The organism is Bdellovibrio sp. ZAP7 (assembly GCF_006874645.1).
Taxonomy (GTDB): Bacteria; Bdellovibrionota; Bdellovibrionia; order Bdellovibrionales; family Bdellovibrionaceae; genus Bdellovibrio.
The window spans coordinates 1,589,056-1,604,772 of record NZ_CP030082.1; the positions used below are offsets into that span (position 1 = coordinate 1,589,056).

Consider the following 15,717-nt stretch of genomic DNA (forward strand, 5'->3'; position numbering starts at 1 on the left):
TAAATTAATGCCAATAAGTTAAACCGAACATCAACGACGTATCGTTAACCATTTTATCGCCCAATACGCGCGGGCTGCTTACTGTGTATGGCTTTTGCGATTCATTAGCCCATGTGTTGATCAAGTCTGCGCGCAACGCAAAGTGCTCAGAGAAAAAGATCTGCTGGAAAACACCCAGTTTGTAACCGATAGAAGATTTGGCTTCATTACCAGTTGATCTTGCGATCTCATAATTTACGTTACCCAGACCAACCGATACACCCATGTCGAAATAGATGATCGCTTTATCCAGAGCAGACATTTTTGCATAGAACGGAACCCAGATCGCAGAAGCGAAATACGATGATTTCAAGATATTGTGATCGGGCATCGCACCGTTCTGAGTATGGAACTGTTCTGTACTGTCATTTTCAGTCAGGTTCGCGTTGTTGTAAGAAACTTCCACGCCCCAGCGTTCATTGAAGAAGTAACCTACGTCAGCACCCATGATCGTACCTTCACTGAAGGCGTCGTTCACTGGAATACCAGCGCGAGCCGTCAAATAAAAGCGCTCTGCTTTTACATAACGACGGTTTTGTACCACGCCAAAGTCTTCGTCCTTAGCAGCCCAGTACTTGTTTTCTAGTTTTTTGATGTCAAGCTTGTCGCTGCCACGTTGCTCTGGTTGTGCAGATGGTGCAGGCGCTGGCTGTTTTGCTGTTTGTGCAAAAGCTTGAGCTGTCATCAAGATGAAAATTAATAGTGATTTCTTAAACATTTCGGTCCCCCGTCCTAATTGGTACTTTTAAACAAAAATGGATATGTAACTAGCACGCGCGTTCCGCCTTGTGGGGCAGGGAACTTCCATGCGGCTACACGATTCAAAATACAGCCTTCAACAGTTGAGTTCTTCAAAGTTGTATCGCCAATGATCTGTTGTTCAACTTGACCAGTACCACCGATCGTAAATTTAACAGCGACCTTACCGAACAAATCCGGATTCGCACTCAATTGTCTTTCGTAACAGTAAAGAATCTGACCCAATTTGGATTTGATATACTGAGCGATAACCTCACGGTCCAAACCACCCGTAATCTCAGATTCCTCTTCGATCAAACCAACACCGGCATTACCAGTGCCACCAGCGGCCATACCACCCATGCCGGAAGCGTTTTTACCGCCGCCTTTACCATTTGTGGAAATCAACACGCCACTCCCGTTACCTGCAGCACCCCAGTCACGACCAGAGCGTTCGATGTTGCCTACAGCTGCCAAGCCACGACCGGAAGGACCGGAGCCAGCTTTCACACCTTGAGCAAACATAACGTTCGCACTTTTCGCACCTTGTGCTGATACCTTACCAATCAATTTAGAAATACGACCGTCAGAGATCGATTTCATCATGTTGGCAAGTTTGCCTCCGCCACCCGCAGCAGGCGTATCATTTTTCGGAGAAGCGGCAGCCGGAGCTGCAGCAACTTGCTGCTGTTTAGCCGCTTCGGCCTTTTTACGCTTTGGCTTAATTTCTGTTTTAACAATGATCTTTTGCGCGACTTTAGGCTGTTCCACTGCAATCGAGTGAATATCTGTCTTAGGTCCAAACAATGCGGCTGTCACAAACAGGGCAGCGGCACCCAACATCAAGATCACGCCTTTTTTGGAGTCTTCATCCACCAGGGAAGAAGTGTTGAAGCGACCCATAGCCGCTGCATCGTCCATAGAAAGCGTTCTTTGTGATACTTCGACATCACCCAACAACTGACGATGCCATTCCTGAGAAGGCACGCAAGCCACTTTGGTGTTACTGAAATCAGGTTTAAACGCTTTGTTCAAAGGCTGGATTTTAGTCTGTAGCACTCGACCATGTTGTTTCACCATGAACAATTGGAATTTCTTACCAACTGATTCATCGCGGCCGGCTTTATCCAAGCGGGCATAAAGGTCGACATCTTTTTTGATCGGATCGAATTGCAATGTGCATTCATCCAAAGTTACAGTCGTGTCCTTGTTCAAGGCGATGGCCGGGGATTGTTTCAATCCGCTGGAGGTAGCCATATCCATATCAACATAGAACCATTGACCGTTACGATATTCAAAAACACCTTGAATACCTTTTGTCTTTGGAGAAATGGAAATAATATCCGCTAGGCGGGAAGAACCAAACGTTTGAGTTTCATTCGTTGGTCTCAATTTCCAGGTTTTTGCAGTCCCATCTTTTAGAGACTGACGTACAATCAACGTGAGCATAATACACCTCTAAGTAAAAATAATCTTAGTTATTCAAATACAGCGCTGATTCCCTGATGCGGCCGTCCATATCTTTTTGTACGTCATACAACGGCATAAATTTAATACCGCGTTTTTGTACTAGATATGCGCCATCAGGGTTACGAACTGTACCCTTGAGGTTCATGTCACCGAAATTTACTTCCTGGACTTTACGAACTGTTCTTTGCTTAGCAAAGGCAGTCGCTGACCCCAGAAGAAGAAAAACTGTCATCAATTGGATGAAAGCTTTCACTTGTACCCTCCATACTACAAGTCTCCCGAAGTTACGTGCTGACCGACTTTGTTTTGATTTTTGATAAATTGAATTTTCTTGCTTAACCATTCACGCAAATCTGCTTGCGCGCTGCTGGCTTTGAATGCCTTTTCATAGGAATCCAACGCTAGCGTGGGGCTTCCTTTGAAAGTCTCAAGGATATGAGCTTGTTCCAGAAGGTAGTCGATATTGTCTTTCTTATTCGCAGTGATCAAATCTTTGATCATTGCCAGAGCTTTATCGACCTGACCCTTTTGAGCATATGATTCACTCAAAAGCGTTCCCACATTTAAAGTATACAACTGATCTTTTTGGAGTGTAGAAAATTTTTCGACAGCGCGAGAGAAATCTCCCTCTGAGAAAGCCTTCACACCAGCGAAAGTTTCCATTTCTGTCGAAGGCATTTGCATGTCCAAAACCTTCTCAAAATATTGCATCGCGGATTTGATGCCATCTTCTTTATAAGTCAAACGAGCCTTTTGATATACAAAAGGAGACGCTTCAGGTTGAGCCTTCAAAGCAGCATCAATCAACCACATCGCTTTGTCGCTATAGCCTTTACCTTCAGCTCCGACGCTCGCATAGAAAAGACCAAGGGCTCTGGTTTCTTTGCTCTTAGCGAGTTCCAAGCCCAGTTTTTCCACGATATCGAACTGTCTAGAACCATAACAATTTCCAGCAACTTCGAAAGTGTTTACTTTTGAAATATCACCAGTCATTACAGCAGTTTTGTTGCATGTCTTATTAGGACGAATCTCATAACGAGACACCTTACCAATCATCATATCAGCTGATGCCGGAAGGAAAACACTCAATTTTTCTGGAGCAGGGAACTGAGCAATCGGTGTGATCGTTTTGTCAGCGCCAATGCTTACATAAGAGCGTGTTGTCGTCGCCGATTGACCAACAGTTGCCGCCAAAGCTTTTAGCTTCGCGTCGTTGTCGTTCTTTTTATCCTGGATAGGATTCGTCAACTTCGCAAGCTCTCCACGCAATTGCTTTTGGTCATCAGGACTCAAAGAAGCAGGAAGTGGCATTGAAGTTAAACTATCAATGTAGTTGCCATACACACGGTCAATACCGCGCAAAGCTTCCAACTGTTGATAAGGGTCTTTGGACATTTTCAAAGCAGTCACATAAGCCGTTTGCGCTTTATCAAGTTTTTCAGTTTTGATCGCAAGAACTGTCGCGAATTTCTCTTCACGAGCTTTTACGCTTTGGGCGATGAATTCTTTTTCCAAAACCGCAGCTTGAATCAGACGGGCAGCGGCACGAGTTTCTGCAGGTACAGAACGGCCGTTGGCCTTCATTGAAAGATCAAACGCTGCAGTCATTTTGCCGGCGTCAAGCAGAGCTTGAGCTTTCTCAATCATCGCTTCTGTCGTGTAAGGTTCGATACCTTTAGCAGAGATTTGATTCAAAAGCTTGTCGTACTCTGGAGACTTTTTGTCGTTTTTATAAGAATCAAGAAGCTTACCGTAAATACGCTCTGTCGTTTTGCTGTCTGCTGCTGAAAGGATACCCATGTAAGAGGCGCGAGCGTCTTTCACACGTTTTTCCATCACATAGATATCAGCTGCCGCTTCCAGGTATTGGTTGCGACCTTTTTTATCCAATTCAGCCACTTTCGCCAACGTATCAGCGGCTTTGGCCGTCTGACCGATGTCAGCATAGGCTTTGGCAGAGTCTTTCAAAGCATCCAGGTTCTTTTTATCGTCTGGATATTTTTGCACGTATTTCAAAGACATCTCGGCAGCGTCATAGACTTTGCCTTCAGTATAAAGAATACCAATTGCCTGCCACAAAGCATCCTGAGAAAGTTTGGAGTTGTCATGCTCTTTAGCGTAAGCAATCAACTTTTGAGCTGCTTGGTCTTTGTTTCCAGTTTTTGCAAACTCCTGAATTTCAGTGAAGTGAGCTTCTTCCTGGATCTTGTTCATGTTCTTTTTACGAGAAGCATCAGTTGTCGAATTCGCGATTTGTTTCGAGAACTCTTTGATGCCCACGAAGTCTTTTTTGATATTAAGCATATCCAAAACCAGGTCTTCTGATTTTCTGCGGATATCGTCGTTGCCTTTCATTGTCGTCAAAGGCTTCAACCATTTTTCAGCTTCAGGGTAGTTGTTTTCTTCGTAGGCGATGTGACCGATTTTGAATTTAACCGCAATAGCGTATTTCCCAGTAGGGTGTTTCGCCAAATAGTTTGCAGCCAATTCTTTACGCTCAGATTCCTTCAAAGGTTCTGATTTTTTCTCGATAGATTTTTCTTTGGAGAATAGGGCAGCGTAGTTCGCGTCATGGCGAAGGATATCGTCAGTGGATTTGTCACCCACGATTTTATACTGTGTCGAAGCCTCATCGAATTTACCCAGTTGGAAAAGAAGTTCTGCATAAGCAAAACGTGTTTTCAAATCCGGTTTCGCAGGATCTTCGATATCAAGCATCAGTTTAAACAATTGTTGAGTCAGGTTCGAGAACTCAGTGTTTTGTTTGTTCTTAAGCCAGATCTCCCACCATTTTTTAGCCATATCCAGGCTGGTGCGGCGGAAACCTTCATCACAGGAAGTGATCACAGCGTCTTTTTTCTGTTCTTTTTTCCAAGAGGAATCAGCACGGCAAAGATCTGAAGCAAATTGCATGTGCTTCAAGACCAAATCACGTTTTTTCAACGTCTCGTTGGCTTCAACCAGCAAAAGGTGGGATTTAACCACGTCGGGACCAGTTGGGTGTTTGTCGATGTATTCTTCCAGGAAAATGTTCATTTCTTTTTGACGACTGTGCGATTCGTAAAGTTTCGCAAGGTTCATCATAGACTCACCCAACTCATCAGTTGTCGTAATGTCTTCAAAGAAAGAATAAAGTTTGTTTGCAGGGTAGGAGTCACCAATAAATATCGTCAAATCGCGCAAAGCCTCTTTGCGTAGATTGTGACGGTTGGTTGGGACTTCACCATCTTGAAGTGGTGGATTGTTTTTTACAACCTGAACCAGTTTCTTGATACCGCATTCGCTATCGCGCATGTTGTAGCAAGCCCAAGCGGCTTTATACATACCGTAAGAATAAACACGGCTGTTCGGAAATTTTTCAAGTCTTTCAAATTGCTCCAGGGCCGCAGCAAATTTGCCTTGTTCATAAAGCAATTCACCCAAAGCCAAAGTTCCATCTGGAACCAGTGGTGATTTTGGGAAGTTCGTCAAAAGACGTTGGTAAAGTTCGTTCGAACCTTTCATTTGACCCACTTGTTGGTGAGCAAAGGCGTTGTTGAACAGAACCTCGTCCATGAAACGGAATCTTGGGAAATCCGCTTCGATTTTGGAATAGATCTTCATTGCGCGCTTAACTGACTCCGAGCCCTTTTCATTTGGAATCGGGAACGGGGAGAGTTTCATCATCGGATTGTCACGGTTCAAGTCAAAGAAACGACCGGACTTAGAACGGCGCATGTAAAGCTCCGCAAGGCGGTACCATAAGTCCGCCTCATTCGAAGAGCCTTTTTGTTTTTTGATAACCGCTTGAAGGGAGTCGATCGCTTTATTTTCCGAGCGAGTGATCATCAACTCGGAACGAAGAGCTTTCTTTTCGTTCTCACCTTCGTCATTAGACATACGGACTTCTGGGATAAGTCCTTTTTCATTCTTTTCTGCAAAGCACAACAACGAGAATAAATGTATTGCCAGAAGTAACGTTATAGTTTGCAGCTTCATAGTTTATTCTCCGACCATAGTCACCAATTTCAACTGAGGAAAGCCTGCCATAGATGCTGTGTACATCACTTTGCGAAGTGTCGCATAAGGAAGGTCTTTATCAGCCTGTAAAAGAATTTTTCCTTCTTTTACCCACTTTTCCTTTTCGGTTGAATTCTTGGCCATGTGGTCCAGTTTTTCGAATAATGGTTTAATAAAGTTCGCATCAGTGGACTCAAGGTCCTGGGCTAAGAACTCGTCGTTCTTAACGTCTGCGATTTTATCTTTGTCGATCTTCAAAGCATCCTTCGACAAAGAAATCTTAACAGCTTCCACTGGATTCGCAGTTGTTGCCGAAGTCGGCAAACGCAAGTTGGATTCTGGTAAAATCTCGACTTGGGAAGTTGAATAGCTTTGTAATAGGAACACTAGCAAAATCGTAAACATGTCGGTCATCGAAGTGATGTTCAAACCGAATGTCGATTTCTGTTTTGGAAGCTCATACGGACGACGGCGTGCCATAAACTAGCCCTCCATCATGTTCGAGAAGATAACTTCAGGGAACATATACTTGGTTTCAACTGTCTTCCCTTGCTTCGTATCGAAGACAGGGAAGGTCACTGTCTTATCGTGTGCCTGGCGCGCTTCATCCATTACTTTGACGATGTCATTGTATGGAACTTTTGCTTCAGGGTTTAATTCAATTTTGAAAACTTCAGGATTGGCCTTTTTGACTTCAACCAATTTTTGGTGAAGGGAAGGCAAATCATAAGATCCGTCTTTCAACGGGACCGTTTCTGTGTTTTCTTTACCAGCTTTAGTCACGACGATTGTATATCCCACTTTTGGGTCTACTTCGATAGCGACGACAGTTGGCGTTTTATCTTGATCATTACGCTGAATAGCTTCGGCTACGACTTGGGGAAGTTCAGTTTCGATCACCATCATTTGCACAAAGGCAGACGATAACAACAGAACTGGAACCAACTTTACCATCACGGCAAGCAGTGGTGCTAAGTCCAACTCGAACTCACTGTTATGATTAATTTTAATCTTTTTTCCGCGTCTCATATACCCACCCAATAAGAATTAAAGATCCATCTTTGACTTTAGGCCCGAAGGCTTCAATTAAGAAGCCTTACCTGGAGCAGATGGAGGAGTTACTACCGGAGCAGCAACGTGGTCTGGGAATACGTTTTGGCGAGACAAGTTTGGAATGTGTGCGCTTGTCAACAACTCTGCCAACTTACCGCATTTTTCCATCATCTCTTCCAGCAATTCATTTTGACGTGAAGTTAGGACAGAGAAGAACACCATCGCAGGGATCGCAACCGCAAGACCCAACGCTGTTGTATACATGGATACGGAGATACCTTGTGCCAACAACTGTTGTTTCATTGCAGGGTCAGCTGATGCTACCGCTTGGAACGAAAGGATAAGACCGTGGATCGTACCCAAAAGACCCATCAATGTAGCAACGTTGGCTAGCATGGAAAGGTAGTGTAGACGTTTCGTGTACAATGGAACGTTTTCAGCCATTGCGATATCGTGTGCTTGGAAGATTGTGTCGTCATCACGATCGGCTTTTTCAAGGATCGTTTTGAAAGCTGCCGCAAGAGGCTTCTTTTCAAGTTGCGCACAAAGAAGCAAAGCTTCATCTAATTTTTTAGCTAGAACTAGAGTTTGGATTTTACCCATGAACTCGTCCACATTCATGCCGTACTCTTTATAGAGCATTTTCGCACGTTCTGCGACAAGTACTAATGAACCGATACCAGTAAGAAGAATTAACCAGCCTACGACGCCAGATTCATTCATGAACTTTAAGAATGCCATTTGTTTCCCCCTTGGAACCGCCACCGCGAGCCCATTTAGTTAATTGAACCGAACCAGCTTCTGGCACTTGGAGGAAACGAACAGCATAGTGCAAGCCGGATTTCACGTTAAGTCTTTGTTTCGAGTAATTCTTTCGGACGATTTCGCATAGAACATTAAATTCTACAGGATTTACATCCGAACTTCTGAAATGAAGCATAATTTTTTGACCTAAGTAGAGGAGGGGATCGTTCAACAGAACTAAAGCCCCGTTCTCACTTACGGACAAAGTGTGACCATCAAAAAATGAGTGATCGTTGTGCGCGTAGATTGGAGTTTTCAAATCTCTACGCGGAAATTTTCTTTCAATGAAAGCGCCGGACAAGTGATCCTTTGTTTGGATCAAACGCGCCAAGCGGTCTTTCGAGAATTCTGGAAGCTCGCCAACGAGTGTCCAGTTTTCAAGATGCGGAGCCCAAGCATAGTTATAATCTTGAAGCTCAGCGTTTTGGATCATTGAGATCATGGATCTGTATTCGTAGGGACCATATTTCATGTCCCCGCGAAGTATGTACCATTGCTCAAGATTTGCTGCTGCAGATTGTTCCCCACCCATTACACAATCCTTTTCTTAGATCTTGATCGATTTTGGATCGAAGTTGATTTTCACGTTAGAGTTCGCATTCGGTACTGAGCTGCCATGGAAAGTGATTGTCAAAGTTGCGGCATCATACGTCCAACCGTTAACGGAGTCTTGTGGAACCACTGTGCCATCAACTGTTACTACGATCGATTCTGGAATCGGCTCGCGAGTCAGTTTGAAAGAGCTCGACAACTGGATGATGGAATCAGAGATCAACTCAAGAGTTGTACCGAAGTTCGAGCACAAGGAACCGTTGATACCACCAGTTTTGTTAGTGATTTCATGGTAACGAGTCGGGAACTTGTCAGTTTTCAATTGATCGCGGCAAGCAGTGTCTTGAATCGCGATATTGGAAACAGAATAGTTTCTGCCGCCAGTTGTACCACCAGTATAAGCATCCAAGAAGTCGATATAGTTTTGTACTGGGTACAATTTACTGTTCGTGTAGCTTTCGCTGAAAGTACTTACTGACTGAGAGAAGTCCTCTTCGTCAGATACGATGATAATTGCTAGAGTTGCATCTGGACGGCGGAAACCTGCATTGAACGGGTCATTCAGGATCTGTTTGATACTTTCAAATGCACGTTCGTCACCGTTACCATTGATACCTTGTTTTACGTTAGTAATGAAGACGTTGCTTAAGTTAGGAGTGTTCTTATCCATAACAAACACGCCCGAGTGCGTGGAATCAACGCCATCTCTAAGTCTTGCTTTAAGTGAGTTCGCATTGAACTGTTTTTCCCAAGCATCAGTTGTACCCACAGCCATGTGGAAGTCACTGTTGTTTTGGTTAAAGCGAGCGATGAAGGACTGGAAGTTTGCAGCCAAGTTGTCTTGAGATGTTTTCATGGAACCAGAGTTGTCGATCACCCAAAGGATATCGATTTTCTTTGGAACGTAGACAGCTTCCTGCTTATACGAATCTGAATCAGCGAGGATTGAGTATGTTCCTCCACTTTTTCCGCAACCAGCTAGCATTGTTAGCGCTGAAGCAACTACTACTGATTTGCGAGCGATTTGATTGATCATACGGTTTGCCCTCCTGAGCCCCACCATGTTCGTGATGGATTCAGTTTCGTTTAATTAGTGACAAAACTGAAATTGACCGCAACCTAGTGATTTTATTTTTTTATTCAAAAACGGTTTCACTATGAGACGCGGTAAAGTATTGAAATCATAGATGGTGAGTTCAAACACCAAGGTAAAAATAATTTTCAGTCGTCAACATTTTGGACGTTTTACCGGAAATATTTCTTGAGAACTCGGGGTAAGTCTGTGTTTTTTTAGGAAGTTCCTCGAATATGACGAACTTTTTGACGAATTTCACTTACATTTCTTGAGACCGTTTGCTGGGAACGGGGAGGGGTTTTCGCTGAAAACGGTCGACTTTGTTTTCACCCGTACGGAATGTGGGCGTAAATTTTTGTGGAAGTGGAAAGGCTTTCTGCAGATGTTCAGATTATTGATGTGGAGTCTTTGTGATGTTTGGAAAAAGAGTTCGACAGAAATTGTATTTGGGATTTTTTGTCTAATGGGATCATTATATTTTATTTTGCGGGTTTTATTTTTTTGCAGTTTGTGAGATGGGGACTTACATTAACTCATTAACTCATTAACTCATTAACTCATTAACTCATTAACTCATTAACTCATTAACTCATTAACTCATTAACTCATTAACTCATTAACTCATTAACTCATTAACTCATTAACTCACTCTTGGCTCACTAGCTCTATCTTTTCTATTTGTTTATTTTGAATTGCAAGTCTGGCAAATGTCGTTGAAAGATCCATCATCCATCATCCATCATCCATCATCCATCATCCATCATCCATCATCCATCATCCATCATCCATCATCCATCATCCATCATCCATCATCCATCATCCATCATCTATCATCTATCATCTATCAATCCCGTCGACTGTCAGTACTTTCTATTTTCAATTTGTATTCTTCGATAAAACGGTGTGATGAGTGTAATTTGCATTGTTCAGATTTATTAGTTCCCTGAGCTGTATTCTTAGGTTTCATATTTGATATATTTTTTATGTTTAAATCCCTGAGTGCTGAGAGGATTAGCACCGAAACGGTGTCTACACGATGTCATTGAAAAAGTTGTAACATAAAAAATGTTGACGTGATTTTCCTCTTGCGAGGATTGATTTGTTCGATCGATCTCTCTGTTGAATTTAAAAAATACAAAATGCCTGTTTATCCATGCAGGAAAGGCTTTTAACGCTTTTTATCGGCAGTTTAAATTTGATCTCAAGGCCACTGTAAAATTACTCCGGAAAACCCGTGCTATAAGAATCTCATCGAAAGGAATTATATGAACAAACTTTCCAAGATGAATAATGATGAACTAGAAGCTAGCTTTAAAGTGTTTGTAACGAACGAGCGCAAGATTTTGCATATCATTCTTGAGCACGTAAAAGAAATAGATTCACGAAGACTATTCTTGGAGCGAGGGTTTGATTCTACATTGAGCTATTTAATTCACACGCACGGCTATAGCAAAACGGCGGCGGAAAAGAGACTGTATGCGGCTCGTTTATTAAGAGACGTACCTGAAATGGCGGCCAAAGTGGAAGAGGGTAGATTGAATTTGTCCCAGTTGTGCCAGGTTTCAAGCGCTATAAAGCAGAAAGAGCGAGTTCAAAAGTATGATGTGTCATTGGAGGAGAAAGCTTCTTTGCTTGCGCGGGTTGATGGCAAGAACTGTTGGGATACGCAGAAGGAACTTTCCTCTGCATTGGATTTGCCCTTAAAGCCCACGGAAAAACAGCTGGTTCAAAAGGATGAATCGGTTCATCTGCAATTGACGCTTTCAAAAGAACAATATGAATTGTTGGTGAAGTCACAAGAGCTTGGATTTCATCTGCTGCAGCAGAATCGGGATCATTCATTGGCGGGCCTAATCGAAGTTCTTTGCAGTCAGTTCATCAGATTGAAAGAAGTAGGTTCGAAATGTGCTAACTCAAATGGTGCTAGTTCGAAAGGTGTCGAATCGGCGGCAGGTGGAGTAAGGGATCTGAGGGAAGTTCTTCTGAACAAGCGAGAAGGAAGTGTTGTCGATTGCAATGGAATTGGGGCTTCAAATAAAGAAGCAATGCAAATCAAAAACACCGAAACGGTGTCTATGGCGAGTCATAATAAAACGATCACGCCGAAAACTCGTCAATTCGTTTTAATGCGCGATCGCTGCTGCCAGTACGTGGATAAGAGTACCGGTTTGATCTGCGAAAGTAAAATGGGCCTACAAGTGGATCATATTATTCCGAGGTGGGCGGGCGGAGATAATTCAGAAGAAAATTTGCAAGCGCTCTGTGGTCAACATAATAGACTCCGCTATAGACAACAGGCTGGAGTGGTTATTAGTTAAAACTCTAGATAGCGGCGCTCATAGATGGGCGCTATTTTGTGAAATAGAGAATGGGGAAATTGTGTTTGAGAGCCGCAGAGAGTAGTTAGAAGATCGAAGAAATCGGGAAAAGAAAAAGCGAAAAAGAGAATAGCGAGAATAGAGAATAGAGAATAGAGAATAGAGAATAGAGAATAGAGAATAGAGAATAGAGAATAGAGAATAGAGAATAGAGAATAGAGAATAGGTGAATAAATAAAAAGAATTAATAGGGAAATAGGAGCGAATAGCGAAAGGTAAGGAGCTTCCTCATATAGATTTAGCCCCCAGTAAAACTATTTTTTAAGAGCCGCCTTAGCTTTCAACCAAAACTGTTCTTTCTCTTCAACATTCAAAGCGCCCCAGTCTTTGCCATCCGCAGAGGCGAATTCAACCATCTTATTAAACCGCTCCTCAAAGCGAGTATTGCCTTTACGAAGAACCTGCTCAGGCTCCATACCTAAATGACGTCCTAACTGCGCTAAAGAAAATAAAACATCCCCCAGCTCGTGCTCGATCTCTGAATCCACGTCATTATCCAAAGCCTCGCGCAATTCATCGAATTCCTCTTCGACCTTCAACATCACGCCTTCAACGTTTTCCCAGTCGAATTTATACTTCTCGGTGCGTTTGCCTATTTTATAAGCGCGTTGCAAGGCGGGAAGGGGTGGGACTTTCAAGGCGTAGTCATGCCTGGTCCCACTACGGGCGCCACCGCCAATATCAGTTTCTTTCTTTTTAATCTCTTCCCAGTTCTTAACGACCTCGGCTGAATCAGCAACTTTCACATCGCCAAACACATGGGGATGGCGACGCACCAACTTTTCTGCCACATTTTCAATCACATCAGCCAGAGTAAATGCTCCACGTTCAGAAGCTAACTGCGAGTGAAGAATCACCTGGAAAAGCACATCGCCCAATTCATCTTTCATCTTGCGATCGCGCTCGGCGGGAGCACTTTCAATAGCTTCCACCAATTCAAAAGTTTCCTCGATTGCATACTGGGTCAAAGACTCGTGAGTCTGCTCTTTATCCCAGGGGCAGCCGTCAGGACCGCGTAGACTTGCGACGATCTCGACCAAGGACTCAATATTACGTAATTCAGCAGGAGTTTTTGCCATACAGCGCCTCGACTTTTTGACGGAATCCGCTCTATCTTAGCGCAAACACAGAGTGATTTCGACAATTAAGTTAATTAGCGTTACGCTAATCGGGATAAGGACAACAGTCTGTATTATGCCTCAGCGTGGTAAAGGTTCAAAAAAAAATGAGAGTCATGCGACTCGGGTTAATTACGAAGATCACAGTCTAAAGTTTTTGGACTGGGTTGATTCGATTGGCCTCGAAAAAACTTTCTTCGGGCGTGCATTGCATATGCTGGAAGAAAAACTTTTCGTGCGCAGGGCCGCTTTTATCTTCCTGTACTGTGTTCTTTTGTCTTACACCATCTTTTATCAATTCGATGTGCCTTATAACTTCAATGTCGGGGACGTGGCAAAATACGATGTCACATCTCCTATCGGTTTTGAAATGACCGACGAAGTAACGACCGAAGAAAAGCGCATGAAGGCCGAGTACGCGGTGCCAGTCGTTTACGATTTTGATACAAGTGTTTTTGAAAGAGTCTCCCTGGGGCTGATCCATTCCTTCCGCACGATGCGAAACTATCAGCGTGAAGTGGTCTGGCCAAAACAGCCTGCAGCGCAAAGAGCGAAAGTTAAAGAATTCTTCCAATACAAAAAAGAATTTGAATCAGAACTGGGCGTCAGCGTATCAGACTTCATGTACGAGTGGCTGATCGATAACAAATTCAGCGCCCGTATCGAAGCGATCATGATTCGTAATCTGGAAAATTGGTACGAACAAAAAATCGCCGAAGCCCCAGATCGCTTTATCCCAGCAGGGCAGACGACAGTTGTGGCCCGCGTGGTGCACAGAAATAATCTGGGTCGTGAGTTCAACATCTCTCGCGCAGAAATCATGGATATCCAGGATCCTGATCACTTCACCCTGGAAGACCGCAAAGAGTTAGATCGCTTCCAAGAGGGGGATCGCGCCAATATCCTGTACTTCGCAAGATCGCTCTTGGTACCAAATCTGACGCTGAACAAACAAGAAACTGCCAGCCGCAAACAAGCCTCGCGCGATGCGGTGATTCCAGTGAATATCACTATCAAAAAGAATCAGGTGATCGTGGCCCAGGGCTCAGTGGTGCAGCCTTTCCACATGGCGGTCGTAAAACAAATCGAAAATATCCGTTCCGATAAACGTAAGGACCTGACAGCACTCGCAATGGCGTTGATGCTTTCGATGGCTATTATCGTTTTCTTCTCGTACTTAAAACGTTTCAGTCTCAACAGAGTAAAAGTCGACTTCAAAGACCTAATGGTCATGATGCTGATTACTTTTGGCACGATCCTTTTCACCAAAGTATACCTGTTCGTGATCGACGCGGCCTTCGTTTCAAAACTAGGACACCTGTTGCCGGCAACGTTCTTCCTATACGCAGCTCCGATTGCGACAGGACCGATGTTGGTGGGCCTATTAATTACATCAGGCGAGATCGTTTGGTTGTATACAGCTTTCGTGTCCCTGTGTCTGGGAATCATGGTCGATTACAACTATGCCCTGATGCTTTTTAGTATGATCGGCGGTATCGCTGCGGCCCGTGGCGTGTTTAATTGTAAAACTAGAAATGATATCTACTTTGCCGGGGTCAGAACCGGGGTCGTGAATGCCTTGGTTATTGCCTTCGTTTTAACGATGACTCGTTTTGATCAAGAGGGTGCTTTAAGAGAAATCCTTTTCGCCATCCCAGCAGGTTTCATCGGTGGTATCTTAAGTTCCCTGTGTGCCATGATGTTCATTCCGCTTCTGGAGTCCATCTTCAATTACACGACCGACGTAAAACTTCTGGAACTTTCAAACCTAAATCATCCACTTCTAAAAGATATGATCGTAAAAGCCCCAGGAACATACCATCACTCCATGATGGTGGGTTCGATGGTAGAGGCCGCGGCCGAAGAGATCGGCGCGAACTCCTTGCTAGGTAAAGTTATGTGCTATTACCACGATATCGGTAAAATGGAGCACGCGAACTACTTTATCGAGAATCAAAAACCCGGCAATAACCCGCACGATCATATCTCGCCATTTATGAGTAAAACGCTGCTAATCGCCCACGTAAAAGACGGGGTGGAGATGGGTGTCGCTTATAAATTAGGTAAGCCCATCATCGACGGCATTATTCAGCATCACGGAACAACGTTAATCTCTTATTTCTATAATAAAGCTCTGGATCTTAAAAAAGAAGAAGACCCAGAAATCAGCGATCAGGATTTCCGTTATCCAGGTCCAAAACCTCAATTTCGTGAGGCCGCCTTGTGTATGCTCGCGGATTCTATCGAAGCGGCGGCAAGATCCCTGGATGAACCAACTCCAGCGCGCCTGCAAAATATCGTTAGAAATATCGTGCAAAGAAAGTTCTCTGACGGGCAGTTGGATGAGTGTAATTTGACCCTGAAAGATATTTCCAAGGTTGAAGCCGCTTTTATTCGCATCCTTTTGGGTATATACCATCAGCGTATTGATTACCCACGCTCTGCCGGTGGCCAGTTGGGTGAATCCACGCCAACGACAAAACAAGGATAG

At 43.7% G+C, this 15,717-nt stretch carries 12 protein-coding genes; 2 read left to right on the top strand and 10 right to left on the bottom strand.

Translation table 11 applies throughout. From position 1 onward, the window contains the following. Window positions 1–4: 4 nt before the first annotated feature. The 9 genes from DOM22_RS07745 to DOM22_RS07785 are packed head-to-tail and all read right to left on the bottom strand — an operon-like array spanning window position 5 to window position 9,691. Window positions 5–757, bottom strand: coding sequence for an outer membrane beta-barrel domain-containing protein (locus DOM22_RS07745; protein ID WP_142699814.1), 753 nt, complete (start codon window positions 755–757; stop codon window positions 5–7). Between the two features lie 14 nt (window positions 758–771). After that, window positions 772–2,226 carry an AgmX/PglI C-terminal domain-containing protein gene (locus DOM22_RS07750; RefSeq protein WP_142699815.1) on the bottom strand — a complete coding sequence of 485 codons (1,455 nt, stop codon included), beginning with the start codon at window positions 2,224–2,226 and terminating at the stop codon, window positions 772–774. 25 nt (window positions 2,227–2,251) lie between these two features. Continuing rightward, window positions 2,252–2,500 carry a hypothetical protein gene (locus DOM22_RS07755; RefSeq protein ID WP_142699816.1) on the bottom strand — a complete coding sequence of 83 codons (249 nt, stop codon included), beginning with the start codon at window positions 2,498–2,500 and terminating at the stop codon, window positions 2,252–2,254. A 14-nt stretch (window positions 2,501–2,514) separates the two neighbouring features. Next, entirely contained in the window at window positions 2,515–6,225 is a 3,711-nt protein-coding gene (locus tag DOM22_RS07760; protein WP_142699817.1) for a tetratricopeptide repeat protein, read from the bottom strand. Window positions 6,226–6,228: 3 nt separating this feature from the next. Next, window positions 6,229–6,726 (bottom strand): biopolymer transporter ExbD, encoded by a 498-nt coding sequence (locus DOM22_RS07765; RefSeq protein ID WP_142699818.1) that lies wholly within the window; start codon window positions 6,724–6,726, stop codon window positions 6,229–6,231. 3 nt (window positions 6,727–6,729) lie between these two features. Then, window positions 6,730–7,275 carry a biopolymer transporter ExbD gene (locus DOM22_RS07770; RefSeq protein ID WP_142699819.1) on the bottom strand — a complete coding sequence of 182 codons (546 nt, stop codon included), beginning with the start codon at window positions 7,273–7,275 and terminating at the stop codon, window positions 6,730–6,732. A 57-nt stretch (window positions 7,276–7,332) separates the two neighbouring features. Next, complete coding sequence (locus DOM22_RS07775) at window positions 7,333–8,040, bottom strand: MotA/TolQ/ExbB proton channel family protein (RefSeq protein WP_142699820.1); 708 nt, start codon at window positions 8,038–8,040, stop codon at window positions 7,333–7,335. Continuing rightward, window positions 8,015–8,635: a PilZ domain-containing protein gene (locus tag DOM22_RS07780; protein ID WP_142699821.1), complete on the bottom strand. Its 621-nt coding sequence runs from the start codon at window positions 8,633–8,635 to the stop codon at window positions 8,015–8,017. Before DOM22_RS07780 ends, DOM22_RS07775 begins: the two co-directional genes overlap by 26 nt. Before the next feature lie 15 nt (window positions 8,636–8,650). Further along, window positions 8,651–9,691, bottom strand: coding sequence for a hypothetical protein (locus DOM22_RS07785; RefSeq protein ID WP_142699822.1), 1,041 nt, complete (start codon window positions 9,689–9,691; stop codon window positions 8,651–8,653). Window positions 9,692–10,995: 1,304 nt separating this feature from the next. On the opposite strand from DOM22_RS07785, the gene DOM22_RS07790 reads away from it, so the two are divergent. Beyond that, window positions 10,996–12,048, top strand: a complete 1,053-nt coding sequence (locus DOM22_RS07790) for an HNH endonuclease (protein WP_142699823.1) — start codon at window positions 10,996–10,998, stop codon at window positions 12,046–12,048. 314 nt (window positions 12,049–12,362) lie between these two features. Here DOM22_RS07790 and mazG read toward each other — a convergent pair whose 3' ends face one another. After that, window positions 12,363–13,187 (bottom strand): nucleoside triphosphate pyrophosphohydrolase, encoded by an 825-nt coding sequence (mazG, locus tag DOM22_RS07795; protein ID WP_142699824.1) that lies wholly within the window; start codon window positions 13,185–13,187, stop codon window positions 12,363–12,365. Window positions 13,188–13,302: 115 nt separating this feature from the next. On the opposite strand from mazG, the gene DOM22_RS07800 reads away from it, so the two are divergent. Continuing rightward, window positions 13,303–15,717 carry an HD family phosphohydrolase gene (locus DOM22_RS07800; protein WP_142699825.1) on the top strand — a complete coding sequence of 805 codons (2,415 nt, stop codon included), beginning with the start codon at window positions 13,303–13,305 and terminating at the stop codon, window positions 15,715–15,717.